Origin of the sequence: Luedemannella flava (assembly GCF_039528515.1) — a bacterium.
GTDB classification, from domain to species: Bacteria; Actinomycetota; Actinomycetes; order Mycobacteriales; family Micromonosporaceae; genus Luedemannella; species Luedemannella flava.
Map to the genome: position 1 here is coordinate 1 of NZ_BAAALT010000249.1, position 12896 is coordinate 12896.

At 70.2% G+C, this 12896-nt stretch carries 13 protein-coding genes and 2 pseudogenes; 11 read left to right on the plus strand and 4 right to left on the minus strand.

The features are described from left to right. Positions 1-222: pseudogene (locus tag ABD211_RS28415) on the minus strand (hypothetical protein); the annotation flags it as partial. 542 nt (positions 223-764) lie between these two features. Here ABD211_RS28415 and ABD211_RS28420 point away from each other — a divergent pair. Then, a complete protein-coding gene (locus tag ABD211_RS28420) occupies positions 765-1241 on the plus strand; it encodes a GNAT family N-acetyltransferase (protein ID WP_344138478.1) in 477 nt (158 codons plus the stop codon). Between the two features lie 228 nt (positions 1242-1469). Continuing rightward, complete coding sequence (locus ABD211_RS28425) at positions 1470-2648, plus strand: pectate lyase (RefSeq protein ID WP_344138480.1); 1179 nt, start codon at positions 1470-1472, stop codon at positions 2646-2648. A 77-nt stretch (positions 2649-2725) separates the two neighbouring features. Here ABD211_RS28425 and ABD211_RS28430 read toward each other — a convergent pair whose 3' ends face one another. Then, entirely contained in the window at positions 2726-3184 is a 459-nt protein-coding gene (locus ABD211_RS28430) for a S26 family signal peptidase (protein ID WP_344138482.1), read from the minus strand. 131 nt (positions 3185-3315) lie between these two features. Between ABD211_RS28430 and ABD211_RS28435 the strand changes: the two genes are divergently transcribed. The 5 genes from ABD211_RS28435 (at position 3316) to ABD211_RS28455 (ending at position 7342) form a co-directional block, all read left to right on the plus strand. Further along, a complete protein-coding gene (locus tag ABD211_RS28435) occupies positions 3316-3849 on the plus strand; it encodes a MauE/DoxX family redox-associated membrane protein (RefSeq protein ID WP_344138484.1) in 534 nt (177 codons plus the stop codon). Positions 3850-3897: 48 nt separating this feature from the next. Next, the gene (locus tag ABD211_RS28440; protein ID WP_344138486.1) at positions 3898-4428 is read left to right on the plus strand and encodes a TlpA family protein disulfide reductase; all 531 of its coding nucleotides are present in this window, start codon (positions 3898-3900) and stop codon (positions 4426-4428) included. Next, positions 4416-6281: an ABC transporter ATP-binding protein gene (locus ABD211_RS28445; RefSeq protein WP_344138488.1), complete on the plus strand. Its 1866-nt coding sequence runs from the start codon at positions 4416-4418 to the stop codon at positions 6279-6281. The genes ABD211_RS28440 and ABD211_RS28445 overlap by 13 nt, the downstream gene beginning before the upstream one ends. Continuing rightward, complete coding sequence (locus ABD211_RS28450; protein WP_344138490.1) at positions 6278-7042, plus strand: AfsR/SARP family transcriptional regulator; 765 nt, start codon at positions 6278-6280, stop codon at positions 7040-7042. Before ABD211_RS28445 ends, ABD211_RS28450 begins: the two co-directional genes overlap by 4 nt. 72 nt (positions 7043-7114) lie before the next feature. Continuing rightward, a complete protein-coding gene (locus ABD211_RS28455; RefSeq protein WP_344138491.1) occupies positions 7115-7342 on the plus strand; it encodes a hypothetical protein in 228 nt (75 codons plus the stop codon). A gap of 70 nt (positions 7343-7412) precedes the next feature. Here the strand turns inward: ABD211_RS28455 and ABD211_RS28460 are convergent, their stop codons facing one another. Next, positions 7413-7652: a hypothetical protein gene (locus ABD211_RS28460; protein WP_344138493.1), complete on the minus strand. Its 240-nt coding sequence runs from the start codon at positions 7650-7652 to the stop codon at positions 7413-7415. A 124-nt stretch (positions 7653-7776) separates the two neighbouring features. On the opposite strand from ABD211_RS28460, the gene ABD211_RS28465 reads away from it, so the two are divergent. After that, entirely contained in the window at positions 7777-8214 is a 438-nt protein-coding gene (locus ABD211_RS28465) for a DUF6234 family protein (protein WP_344138495.1), read from the plus strand. A gap of 704 nt (positions 8215-8918) precedes the next feature. On the opposite strand, the gene ABD211_RS28470 is transcribed toward ABD211_RS28465, so the two are convergent. Next, positions 8919-9566 carry a class I SAM-dependent methyltransferase gene (locus tag ABD211_RS28470; protein ID WP_344138497.1) on the minus strand — a complete coding sequence of 216 codons (648 nt, stop codon included), beginning with the start codon at positions 9564-9566 and terminating at the stop codon, positions 8919-8921. A gap of 155 nt (positions 9567-9721) precedes the next feature. Between ABD211_RS28470 and ABD211_RS28475 the strand changes: the two genes are divergently transcribed. The 3 genes and pseudogenes from ABD211_RS28475 to ABD211_RS28485 all read left to right on the plus strand — a co-directional run. Then, on the plus strand, positions 9722-11704 hold the full coding sequence (locus tag ABD211_RS28475; RefSeq protein ID WP_344138499.1) for a M4 family metallopeptidase: 1983 nt from the start codon (positions 9722-9724) through the stop codon (positions 11702-11704). Between the two features lie 239 nt (positions 11705-11943). After that, a pseudogene (locus tag ABD211_RS28480) lies at positions 11944-12428 on the plus strand (ABC transporter ATP-binding protein). After that, the coding region (locus ABD211_RS28485; protein ID WP_344138503.1) for a DUF6297 family protein at positions 12425-12896 on the plus strand (472 nt) is incomplete at its 3' end. The pseudogene ABD211_RS28480 and the gene ABD211_RS28485, both read left to right, overlap by 4 nt.

A 12896-nucleotide genomic window follows, 5' to 3' on the forward strand; every position in this document is an offset into this window, starting at 1 on the left:
CAGGTAGGTCGAGTCGGACATCCTGCTGGCACTGATCGCCGTACCGAAGTAGCGACCGGATTGGGCCGCCGCGGCGCCCAGAGTGGAGGCGGCGGCGGACGCCTGCGTCGTCAACACGAGGGTGGTGGCGGCCAGACCCGAAACGGCCGCCACGACCAACGCGGTACGCGCGGCGAGCCTCCGTCTCCGGCCGTGCCCCACCTGCGGCACACTCTCGGTCATGTCGATTGCCCTTCTGGTGTGGTGGAGGGGACGCACTGGTTGAGTTGATGTGAAAGCAGAGCCAACACCCGCGACGCCTGCGCACAGTCACACGCAGGTCTCGGGTGGCACCCGGGAAAGGTTGGCTGATAGACCGACGCCCACACACGCGATCTTGTCCTTACGGTCGCACCGCATCGGCTCCCACGAATGTGACGCGTAACGCGAAAGTTACTCCGCCCCGCGTGACCACGTCAACGCGTCCCGGCCGGCTGACACCCGCGGAACCCATCGAAATCACCGGGTACCGACCCGCGCGATCGCCATTCACGATCACCCTCGCCGCCCGGGCCCACATACGTCGGTCGCCCGTCGACGCTCCTGACTGGACCAGTTGACCAGCCACGATGCGTCTCCACCCGACGACGGAATGCCGTGGCGGCGGACACGGAACCCGGGGAAGCACCGAGCGCTGAATTTTCGCGTCGAGATATTGAAATTTAAGGCGCGCCGTTGCCACGGCGGCGGCCCGGTACCACGCGGCTCGCTGGTACGGTCGCCGGATGCGACCAGTGCAGCTGCGCCCGGCCCGGGCCGGGGACACCGACGCCGTCGCCGCGATCTGGATGTCGGGCTGGCGTGACGGTCACCTCGGTCATGTCCCCGACGCGCTGGTCGCGATCCGTACCGACGAGTCGTTCCGGACGCGGGCCACCGAGCGGGTCGCCGATGCGACGGTGGCCGAGGTGGCGGGCGAGGTGGCCGGCTTCGTCATGGTCGTCGGCGACGAGGTCGAGCAGGTGTACGTAGCCGCGGCCCACCGGGGCAGCGGCGTCGCCGCCCTCCTGCTCGGGGCGGCCGAACGGCAGGTGGCGGAAGGCGGCCACCCGCTGACCTGGCTGGCGGTCGTGCCGGGCAACGCCAGGGCCCGCCGCTTCTACGAACGGCACGGCTGGATCGACGACGGCCCGTTCGACTATGCGATCGGGCACCCCGAGGTCGCCCACGTGCGGTGCCACCGGTACATCAAGCAACTCTGACCGGTTTCGTCGCCGCCAGCGCACATCGGGTAGCCGAGGCGTCACCATCCGACTGCACGGAAGCAACGTATAAGGGGTATACCAGACGCTCACTTGTTTCAACATAGATCTGTCTCTATCATCCTCGGAAAGCGCTTTCCCGTCCGTGGCGCTTTCCTCTGAAAGGTGACCCTGATGAGACGACGATCCACCCTGCGTTGGCTGGCTGGAGGAGCCGCAGCCGCCGCAGTGGGAGCCGTAACGCTGGCGCTGCAGATTCCCAGCGCCTCCGCCGCCGACAACCTGAGCCTCGGTGCCGGCGCCGACGGCTCCAGCAAGGCGAGCGGCACCAGCTACGGCAATGTCATCGACGGCAACACCAGCACGTACTGGGCGCCGAGCGGTTCGACCGGCACCATTTCGGTCAAGTGGGGCAGCGCGACGACGGTGGCCTCCGTCGTCATCAAGCAGGCGTCCGGCGGTGGCTCCATCAGCGCCTGGCGACTCGTCAACCACGACTCGGGGAGCGTCCTGACCAGTGGCAGCGGCAGCCCGAGCACCATCAACTTCTCCTCGACGTCGCTGAAGAAGATCAGCTTCGAGATCACCGGCGCGTCCGGCGCGCCGCGGATCGCCGAGTTCGAGACGTACGGCAGTGGCGGTTCCACCACCCCGACCACGGCCACGACCACGACCCGGCCGCCGACCAGCACGACCCGACCCCCCACCACCACCTCGACCCCGCCCAACACGGGTACGCCCACCGGGTCGTGGCCGTCGTCGCAGGGCAACGTGAGCACCTCCGGCAACATCAAGGTCTCCGGCACCTTCGACGGTGGCATGAAGACCTACTGCTGCTCCGGTGACGGCAGCGGAGGCGAGAGCCAGGACCCGATCTTCATCCTCTCGAACGGTGCGACGCTGAAGAACGTGATCCTCGGTTCGCCCGCCGGTGACGGCGTGCACTGCGAGGGCACCTGCACGCTGCAGAACGTGTGGTGGAACGACGTGGGCGAGGACGCGGCGACGTTCAAGGACACCAGCGGTGGCACCTCGTACGTCATCGGTGGTGGCGCCAGGTCCGCCAGCGACAAGATCTTCCAGCACAACGGCAAGGGCACAGTGAAGATCACCGGGTTCTACGCCAAGAGCGGCGGCAAGCTCTACCGCGCCTGCGGCAACTGCTCCAGCTCGTACCAGCGGCACGTGATCATCGACAACGTCCTCCTGGACAACGTCGGCATGGTCGCCGGTATCAACACCAACTGGGGTGACACCGCCACGATCACCCGGGTCACGCTGATCAGCGGCAAGACGGTCTGCGGTATGTACCAGGGCGTCCCCAAGGGCAGCGAACCCACCTACCTCGGTGAGGGCTGGAACACCAGCAACTGCAGGGTGACGAAGAGCGACATCACCTACAAGTGACACAGCACGAAAGGGGCGCCCGCCGGGTTCGGTGGGCGCCCCTTCACATATTGGCGGCTGATCCAAACCCTGCCGGGTCAGGGCAGCGCGCGGACGACCCGGCCCACGATGTCCGACCGCAGGACGAAGCCCCACGTTCGCGAGTCGGTGCTGTCGGGGTTGTCGCCGAGCACCACGCACTGTCCCGATGGGACGGTGTCCACGTGGACCATAGGGCGGACGCTCGGGGGAACCGGGTCGCCCGGCAGTGCGGCGAGGCGCTTGACCAGGTAGTCGCTCCCGCCGGGCGGTCGCTGCGCCGCGTCCGGGCCCTGGTGCTCGAGCACGACGGCCTGTCCACGCCGCACACGGGCGCCGCGAACGGCGAGCAGCCGGGTTCCGCTGAGGTAGGTGGGTTCCATGCTGGTGCCGGTGACGTCCAGGACCATCCAGGACCGGCGCAGCCACACGAGACCGAGCGTGCCGACGCCGACGACCGCCGCAACGGGGAACGCGAACCAGCCGTAGCCGCTGATGCCGTGTCCTCCGATCGCCATCGCGTTGTGAACGTTAACATCTACCCGTTGACATCGATCACAATACGGCCTTAGGTTCTCCGCAGCGACATGTTTCGACAACGTTACTGCATCAGATTCCACTGTGACCTAAGCCATCGGGGGGCAGGGTTGTGCTGGTTGTCCTTGTCGTAGTCCTGACCGTCGCCGCCGTCCTGCTCATCTCGCTCGTGTCGAAGCTGCGGTCCGCGACCGCGTTCGGCGAGTTCCGGGACGGCATCAACGACCTTCGTGTGGTCCCGCGCCGGCTCGCGGCGCACGCCGCCGTCGCCGCGGTGGCGGGCGAACTGGTGACCCTCGGGCTCGTTCTCGTCCCGGCGACCACCGTGCCCGGGCTGTTCGTCGCCGGGACCCTCTTCGCGGTCTTCGCCGGCGTGCTGTCGCGGGCCGTGATCAGGGGCGCCGGGACGAGCTGCCACTGCTTCGGCGCCACCAAGGACGTCGTGTCCGCACGTCACGTCGCCCGTACGGCGCTGCTCGCCCTGCTCGCGTACGGGGCCGGCGCGCTCAGTTGGGTGGCGCACCGGTCCTACCCACCGACCGATGTCCCGACGGCGGTCATCGCCGTCGCCGTCGCCGGGGTGCTCGTCGTCGCGGTCGTCTACCTGGACGCGGTGATGTGGCTCTTCGGCAGCTCCGCGCGCTGATCGCTGTCCGCGAGCGCGTCGTCCCCATTGTTCCGGGAAGGATGTTCGATGGTTCTGACCACAGCGGTCATCGTGCTGACGGTCGTTGTCCTGATCGACCTGCTCCTGAGCGCGGCGATCATTCGGCGGCTGCGTGACACCGAGGCCCATCTCGCCGACCTGATGCCCTCGGCGCAGCCGGGCCTGAAGACCGGCACTCCCATGCCGGACTTCACCAGCGCGGACGGATCGCTCACCCGGGCCGCTCTCGCCGGTACTCCCGTGATCTTCGGCTTCTTCTCCACCGGGTGCCGCTACTGCCCCACGCAGGCCGAGCAGCTGGCGCATCGCGCCGCGGAGATCGCGGAACGCGGCCTCCGCGTGATCAACGTGGTCGCGATCAACGACGAGAGCATTCCGGACGACATCACGCCGGTTCTGGAGAAGTCCGGCACGGTGGTCGCCGAGCAGGGGATGGACAATCTCATGGCCGCCTTCTCCGTGACCAGCACGCCGACCTTCCTGCTGTATGACGGCCGCGGCACGCTGATCGCCAAGGGCAACCACCTCGAGGAGACGCTCGAGCGATGGATCCAGTGAGCCCGCGCGGCGCCCTGCCGAGCGTCCGCGGCGCCCGTGCCGTCGCGCAGGCGGTCGTGCTCTGTGCGGGTGCGGCGCCGTTCGCCGCGGGCGTGTCGATCGCCGTGATGGTCCTCATGGGCATCGTGCCGGTCGGTGTCGCGTGGTCCACCAAGTTGGTGCTGGACGGCCTGGGGGGCGGCAGCCCGGCCCAGGCCCGGCTGGGCATCGTCGGCCTGGTCGCGATGGGGGTGGCGACGGCACTCGTCTCGCACGTGCGGCGCTACTTCGAACAGGAGCTGACCAGGCGCGTCACGCTGCGTACCCAGGTCGACCTGTTCACCGCGGTGTCGGCGTACGACGGTCTGGAGGAGATCGAGGACAGCCGGTTCCACGACAAACTAACGATCGCCCGCGAGGCCAGCCGGTTCGCGCCGATCCAGATCATGTCCTCGCTGCTGTCGCTCGCCGCGTCGGCCATCACGCTGGTCGGGTTCGGGTACACGCTGCTGCGGCTGAACGGCTGGTTGGCCGCGCTGGTGCTGCTGTCGGCACTGCCGACGTTCTACGCCCAGCTCCGGCTCACCCGGCGGCGCACCGAGATGATCGTCCGGACGACGCCGCACTGGCGACGCCAGGCCTTCTACTCCGACCTGCTGCTCGACCCGCGCGCCGCGAAGGAGGTCCGGCTGTTCGGGCTCGGGTCGTTCTTCCGTGCGCGGATGGTCCGCGAGATCCGGGCGGGTCAGGCCGATGAGCGCACCCAGGACCGGTACGCGTTCCGGGTCGATCTGGCGTTGTCCACGCTGACCAGCGTCGTGGCGGGCGCGGCGCTGATCTACTTCGTCAATCGCATCGCCGCCGGCCACGGCACCGCCGGCGACCTGGTGATCCTTATCGCCGCGCTCGCTTCCGTGCAGGCGTCGCTGATAGCGGTCGTCATGGACGTGGCGACGATGGGGCAGTTGGCGATGAGCTTCGGCCACTACCTGGATGTCACCCGTGTCAACCGCGCGACCCCGAAGCAGTACCGGGTGGCGGCGCTGCCGCCGCTGGCGGCCGGCATCGAGTTCCGGGATGTGTGGTTCCGGTACGCGCCGACGCACGACTGGATCCTGCGGGGAGTCAACCTGGAGATTCCCCGTGGGTCCTCGGTCGCGCTGGTCGGTGGGAACGGCGCGGGCAAGTCGACCATCGTCAAGCTGCTGTGCGGCTTCTACCCGGTCAGCCGGGGCACGATCCGCTGGGACGGCATCGACATCAGCGACATCCCGCCCGCCGAGCTGCGGCAGCGCATCCGTGCCACGTTCCAGGACTTCATGACGTACGAGTTCTCCGCGGCCGACAACCTGGCCGTGGGCGACATCGCGGCGGGCGGCGAGCGGCGCTCCCTGGAGGCGGCCGCGGCGTGGGCCGGCATGGCCGACACGCTGGCGGCCCTGCCGAAGGGGTACGACACCCTGCTCAGCCGTACGTTCAGCGACGGCACGGACCTGACCACCGACGGGGCGGAGGTCGGCGTTCTCCTCTCGGGCGGGCAGTGGCAGCGGCTCGCGCTCGCGCGCGCCGTCCTGCGTCGCTCGGTCGACCTGCTGATCCTGGACGAACCGTCCTCGGGGCTGGATGTGCGTGCCGAGCACGAGATCCATCGTCGGCTCGTCGACCTGCGCCAGGGACGGACGTCCCTGCTCATCTCGCACCGGCTCAACACGGTCCGCGACGCGGACATCATCGTGGTGCTGGAGAGCGGCGTGGTCGTGGAGCGGGGCGACCACGACGGGCTCATGGCGGCCGACGGCACCTACGCGGCGATGTTCCGCCTCCAGGCCGCGGGCTTCGCCGAGACGGCACCCGCCGGGGCGGATATGCCATGACCATCGTCGTTGACCTGCTCGGTCCGCTCAGGATGACGGCGGGCGGGAGCGAGGTGCGGCTGGGCGGTCCGGGACGACGCACCGTCGTGGCACTGCTCGCCCTGCAGCCGGGGGCCGTCGTCAGCGTGGACCGGCTGGTCGATGCCGTGTGGGACGACCACCCACCGGTGACGGCCGTCACCAAGCTCCAGGGACACATCTGTGGCCTGCGGCGGGAGATCAGCCGTCTCGGCTATGACGCCGCGGCGGTCCTGCAGACGACGTCGCCCGGCTACCTGCTCTCGGACCGGCTGGTCAGCACCGATCTGACCGAGTTCGAGCGGCTGAGCCGGGTCGCGGCACAGTCCTCCGACGCGCGCGACACCGGGCAGCGCGTCGCCCTGCTGGAGCAGGCCCTGGGCCTGTGGCGCGGCACCGCGTGTTCCGACGTACGCAGTACCCGGATCGTGGCGGCGGCGGCGACCCTCGACGACCGGCGGGCCCGGGTGCAGGAGAGCCTCGCCGAGGCGCGGCTGCACCTCGGCGACGTCGACACGGCGCTGGACGAGATGCACCGGCTCGTCCTGGAACAGCCGCTCAGGGAGCGGGCCTGGGAGATGGTGATGCGCTGCCATATCGCCCGCCGGGACACCGCGGCGGCGCTGGCTGCGTACCACCAGGTGTCGCAGCTGCTCGCCACCGAGCTCGGGGTCCCGCCGGGGCGGCAGCTGCGGACACTCGCGGCCGATCTCGGTGCCGTCGGAGCGTTAGTGACTCGTTAGCGGGGTGCCCCAGTCTCGGACCTGGGTTCTCACAACGGAGCTGCGGGAACGACCCACACCGAAGGAGGCACCATGACAGCCCTTCTCAGGACGGCTGGCGACAGGCTGCTCGGGAAGATCGCGCCGAAGCGCACCGCATCGGCCTGCTACCTCAAGTACACGTACTGCGCGTACCAGTTCACGGGCTGCGGTGGCGGCCAGTGCTACTACTACTACCAGCGGTGGAACACCTGCTATGTCGGCAAGGTTCCGCTGACGGACTGCCTCAACGCCTGGCGGACGTACTCCGGCTGCTGCTGAGCGAGCGCGGCCCGGTTCAGCGGGCCGGTCGGGCAGCAGCCCGGCCGGCCCGTTGCTGCGATGGTGCGCGTCAGGCGTAGATGAACCAGAAGCCCGTGGGGTAGTAGTAGCTGCCGTTCGGGACCCACACGCACTGGACCGGCCCGGTCCAGCCGTAGTTCTGGATGCCGTAGTTGCCGATCCGGATGCATTCCGAGTAGTCGTACACGACGCCGCGAAGGCTGGTCGCGGCGTGCGCGGGCGTGGCGCCGACGAACACCGTCGAGCCAGCCAGGACCGTCGCCACGATCGCCATCTTGAGTCTGCGCATCTGACCTCCATCGACGGGACGATGGGGTAATCATAGAGAAACTTCAATTGATGCACGAGGTACTCAGGCGAACCTGAGTATGTAATCCGATGTGGCAACGCATCGTGCCGCATATCTTCGCCGGATGAGTCCCGTTGCCGTCACGACGCCGCGCCGGACCCCGGTCCTCGCCACGACGGTCGCCCTGGTGACCCTGGCCTGGATCGCCGCAATGCTCGCACTCGCGTGGTGGGTTTTCGGGATCGGCCTCGAGAGCTGGGCCAACTCGTACGACGACGACCCTGGCAGGTCGCATGAACTCTCGCTGGAGGCGGCGCGGGCGTGGCTCTGGCTGTCGTCCGTGCTGGCCGCCGGCCCGGTGGTCCTGGCCGGACTCGCGCTGGCGGGCCGCCTGCGCGGGACGTTTCTGACCTTTGTGGCCCTCGCCGTGCTGCTGGTGCCGGTCGGCACGATCGGCGCGGCCCAGTCCTGGCGCACCCTGCACCCGGCTCCCCCACCGCCCGCCGGCCCGACGCACTGTGTCGAATTCAGTGGTGGCGACACCAGGTGCCCCGGCGGCTGAGCACATCCGCCTGCGCGCGTTCTACCGGGTGCGCAGACCTGTGCGGCTGACCAACAGCGGTTGCCCGACCACCGGCACCCCCACCGGCCCAACGACGACGGCGTGGCCGCCTCAGCGGTGACCGGGCCCAGCAGCACGACGACGACCTCGTACGACTCAGGTGCCGACCCGGCATGCTGGTCCTGCGGAGGCGGCGCGGCGGCCAGCGGCAGGAGTCGCTGCTCCGGCGGCGCGGCCGATCGAGGTAGAGGTTACGCATGATCTTGCGGACGTACAGTTCCACCCGGCGACATCGACGTGACGGGCCGAGGTGAAGGTGTGGACAAGGGCATCCTGCACCAGCTCCTGCTTGCGACCACTCAGCACCTCCCGACCATCACCACGCCTCACCGGCTCAGCCGCCTACCGACCCGGTCGAGCGCGTCCTCCACGGGAGCGTCGTGCATCGGCCGGAAGGCGAGCGCCCAGGACAGCCGCGCAGGCGCATGGTCAGCGTGTGCCACAGCAGGGCGCCCCCGTCCGCAGCGGACACGACGAGCTCGTGGAACCCTTCGAACCCGCGCGGCCCGGTGAAGGTGAACCGGATCCACTGGCCGGGGACGTAGTGGCTGACGACGTACCGAATCGGGCCGTGACCGCCGACCGCGCCGACCCGGAGCGGCCGACGAGGTGGAGGCGGCCGCGTCGGCGATTCTCGGGGCCGCCTAGGCTCTGCGGACGAGCAGGTGAAACGCCCGGAACTGCCGCTTGTCGGCGGGCTGCGGCTCGCGGAGCATCCGGGCCACCTCGACCAGGCCGGCCTCGCCCAGCAACGCGGCGAGGTGGTCGGGCCACCACCGGTAGGCCGGCGCGACCGTGTGATCGAAGACCTGCGTCGGATGGGACGCGTCCTCGCTGGCCCACAAGCCGACCAGCAGGTGTCCGCCAGGTGCCAGCACGCGATGGAACTCCGCCAGGATGCCGGGCAGGTCCTGCGGCGGAGTGTGGATGATGGACCACCGCGAGAGTACGCCGGCCAGTACGCCGTCGGCGATGTCCAGCGCGGCCATCGAGCCCACGTCGAACCGCAGCGCCGGATAGTCCCGCCGGGCCAACTTGATCATCTCGGCGGACGCGTCGACACCGAAGGCCGGTAGGCCCAGCTCGTTCAGGTAGGCGGTGACATAGCCGGGCCCGCATCCCAGGTCCGCCACCTGACCGTCGCCGCTGACGCGGACAACGTCGGCGAAGGCACCGAGCATCGCGCGATCCAGCGGGGTGTTGCGCAGGCTGTCGCGGACCACGTCCGCGTAGGCGTCAGCGACGGCGTCGTAGGCCTCGCGGGTGACGGTGAGGGCATCGTGTCCGACCATGCCCGCGACAGTAGCCCGCGGCGGGCTATCCCGGCTGGTCGGCGACCAGCCCGAAACACCGGCGACCATTGATGCATATATGTTGGTCAATTACGGTGTGGTGTGCCACAGGCAGCGGGAAAACGCATGCTGCCTTCCCCGGAAGGACCACCACCGTGAACCTTCGCAGAGTCGCAATACCCACTACCCTGGCGCTCGTCGCGGCGGGGGTCGCAGCCGTCGCGACCGTCGCCGCCTCACCGGCGACCGCCGAACGCGCGCCCGTGGCGCCCCGGGTGGACCCGGCCGCCGCCGCCGACACCCACCTCGCCCGCACCGTCGGCGCCGCGGCCGTGCACCGCGGCAGCGGCGACACGCTGCAGCGCCGCGACGTCACCGTCGGCGGCAACGGGCTGCGGTACGTCAGCTACACCCGCACCTACCGCGGCCTGCCGGTCATCGGGGGCGACGCGGTCGTCGTCACCGACGCGGACGGCGCGGTGAAGTCCACCGCCGCCGCACAGACCCAGCCCATCGCCGTCGGCACCACCGTCGCCGTCAGCGCCGCCACCGCGGCCGCCACCGCCCGCAAGCAGCTCGCCTCGGTCACCACGACGAGCTCGCCCGCCCTGTCCGTACTCGCCTGGGACACCCCCGCGCTGGTCTGGGAGACCATTGTGGAGGGCACGACCGCCCAGGGCCGGCCGAGCCGGCTGCACGTCTTCGTCGACGCCACCACCGGCGTCGTCCGCGACACGCTCGACGACGTCCGCGAGGGCACGGGAAACGGCTACTACCACGGCTCGGTCACCATCAACACCTCGGGCTCCGGCTCGTCGTACTCGATGACCGACCCCACCCGTGGCAGCCTGCGCTGCGGTGGTCAGAACGGCGCCGCCTACACCGGCACGGACGACTCGTGGGGCAACGGATCGGGCACCAACCTGGAGGCCGCCTGCGTCGACGCGATGTTCGCGGCGCAGAAGGAGTCGGACATGCTCTCGGCCTGGCTCGGCCGCAACGGCATCAACGGCTCCGGCGGCGCGCCGCCGATCCGCGTCGGCCTCAGCCAGGTCAACGCCTACTGGAACGGCAGCTACGTCAACTTCGGCCGCTCGCAGGACGGCGCCCGCCAGGCCACCTCCGCCGACGTGGTCGGCCACGAGCTGGGCCACGCCATCTTCCAGTACACCCCGGGCGGGGCGGGTAGCAGCCGGGAGAACGGCGGGCTCAACGAGGCGACCGGCGACATCTTCGGCGCGCTGACCGAGGCCTACATCAACTCCCCGCTGGACCCGCCGGACTACCAGGTCGGCGAGCGGGTGAACCTGGTCGGCGGCGGGCCGATCCGGTACATGTACCAGCCGTCCCTGGCCGGTGACCCGAACTGCTACACCTCGGCCATCCCGAACACCGAGGTGCACGCGGCCGCCGGCCCGCTCAACCACTGGTTCTACCTGCTCGCCGAGGGCTCGTCGCCGGGCAACGGGAAGCCGAACAGCCCCACCTGCAACAACAGCTCCGTCACGGGCATCAGCCTGCAGAAGGCCGGGAAGATCTACTACAACGCCATGTTGTCGAAGACGTCGTCCTGGCGCTACATCAACGTCCGGGTCGCCACGCTCAACGCGGCCAGGAACCTCTACCCCAACAGCTGCGTGGAGTTCAACGCGGTCCTCGCCGCGTGGAACGCGGTCACCGTGCCGACCCAGTCGGGCGAACCCACCTGCACCGGCACCGGGACGACCACCGCGGCGCCGACCAGCGCGCCACCCACCACCCGCGCTCCGGTCACCAGCGCCGCACCCACGAGCACCGGGCCGACCAGCGCCGCGCCGACCACCGGTGGCGGGCAGGCCGGCACGTGCACCGCGACCTACCGGGTCATCGGCTCCTGGGGCACGGGCTTCCAGGCGGAGGTGACCGTCGCCAACAACGGCTCCACCACGCTCAACGGCTGGACGGTGACGCTCGGCCTCGCGTCCGGACAGTCCATCAGCTCCCTGTGGAGCGGGGTCAACTCCGGGACCAGCGGCACGGTCGCGGTGAAGAACGCCGCCTACAACGGCACGCTGACCGGCGGCGCCTCGACGACCTTCGGCTTCACGGCCAACGGCAGCAGCGCGTCAACGCCGTCGGTGACCTGCGCCAGCCCGTAGCGACGACGCGGGTCGGGCCGCCGGACGAATCCGGCGGCCCGACCCGCGGGCAGGCCGACGAGGCCGAGGAGGGCCGCGGTGGCCAAACCGACGCTGGCCGAGGGGTCAGCCGTAGGTGAAGCGGTTCTGTCACAGTTGTGGGTGTGGAAGCGCTCGCGATACGGGGAGTGAGCCGCGCCTTCGGCAACCTCGTGGTCCTCGACGACCTCACCTTCAGCGTCGAGGCGGGGCGGATCGCCGTGGTCCTCGGCCCGAACGGCTCCGGCAAGACGACCCTGCTGCGCTGCGTCGTCGGCGCCGACCGGCGGACGAGAGCGACCCGGAGCAGCGGTCGATCGTCGCGGCCGCGCTGGACGACATCGACTTCTTCCCGGATCTGTCCGTGGTCGAGCACCTGGAACTGCTGGCCTTCGCCCACGGTGGCACCGGCTCGCCCGTCGGGGACGTGCTCACGGAACTGGGGCTGGACGGGGCGCGCGACCAACTGCCCGTCACGCTCTCCAGTGGTCAGCGACGCCGCCTCGCGCTCGCCTCGTGCTTCGTGCGCCCCCGCCGCGTGCTCATCCTCGACGAGCCGGAGCAGCGCCTGGACGTACGCGGCCGGGCATGGCTTGCCGAGCGGCTGCGCGACGAGCGCGACGCCGGCACGACGGTGCTGCTGGCGTCGCACGACACCGAGCTGGTCGACGCCGTCGCCGACATGCGGATCGAGATCGGGGCGTGACGGCCCTCCCCACCGCCCGGCAGGTGCGCGGGCGGCTGCGGGAGGCCCGCCGCGCCCGGCGCACGGCCTCGCTCGGCGACATGTTGACCGACGCGTACATCTTCGCGCTGTTCATCGGCATGTACGGCTGGGCGCTCATCCACGAGAGCCGCGACTACCTGAACGCCCCCGCCACCGCGGATTCCGACCCGGCCGAACGCTACTGGATTGCCGTGGCCGCGGTCCTGGCCGTCGCCGGTTTCGCCTGGCACGCGCTGCGCACCGTGGGGCCGATCGTGGTCAGCCCGGCCGCGCAGACCTGGCTGATCAGCACGCCGGTCGACCGCCGCGCCTTTCTGCTGCCCCGCTTCACCGCTCTGGGTACGTGCCTGGCCGTCGGCGTCGGCGCGCTCGCCAGCGCCGCCGCGCTCGCCGGCAGGGCGGGCGGTTCCGGTGTGGCCTGGGCGGCGCTGGCCGGCGCGGCGTGCG

What these genes read in the sequence shown, in the direction of transcription:
- ABD211_RS28420 (WP_344138478.1), top strand. Translation starts at nt 765, where the DNA reads ATGCGACCAGTGCAGCTGCGCCCGGCCCGGGCCGGGGACACCGACGCC.
- ABD211_RS28430 (WP_344138482.1), bottom strand. Translation starts at nt 3,184, where the DNA reads ATGGCGATCGGAGGACACGGCATCAGCGGCTACGGCTGGTTCGCGTTC.
- ABD211_RS28440 (WP_344138486.1), top strand. Translation starts at nt 3,898, where the DNA reads ATGGTTCTGACCACAGCGGTCATCGTGCTGACGGTCGTTGTCCTGATC.
- ABD211_RS28445 (WP_344138488.1), top strand. Translation starts at nt 4,416, where the DNA reads ATGGATCCAGTGAGCCCGCGCGGCGCCCTGCCGAGCGTCCGCGGCGCC.
- ABD211_RS28450 (WP_344138490.1), top strand. Translation starts at nt 6,278, where the DNA reads ATGACCATCGTCGTTGACCTGCTCGGTCCGCTCAGGATGACGGCGGGC.
- ABD211_RS28455 (WP_344138491.1), top strand. Translation starts at nt 7,115, where the DNA reads ATGACAGCCCTTCTCAGGACGGCTGGCGACAGGCTGCTCGGGAAGATC.
- ABD211_RS28460 (WP_344138493.1), bottom strand. Translation starts at nt 7,652, where the DNA reads ATGCGCAGACTCAAGATGGCGATCGTGGCGACGGTCCTGGCTGGCTCG.
- ABD211_RS28465 (WP_344138495.1), top strand. Translation starts at nt 7,777, where the DNA reads ATGAGTCCCGTTGCCGTCACGACGCCGCGCCGGACCCCGGTCCTCGCC.
- ABD211_RS28470 (WP_344138497.1), bottom strand. Translation starts at nt 9,566, where the DNA reads ATGGTCGGACACGATGCCCTCACCGTCACCCGCGAGGCCTACGACGCC.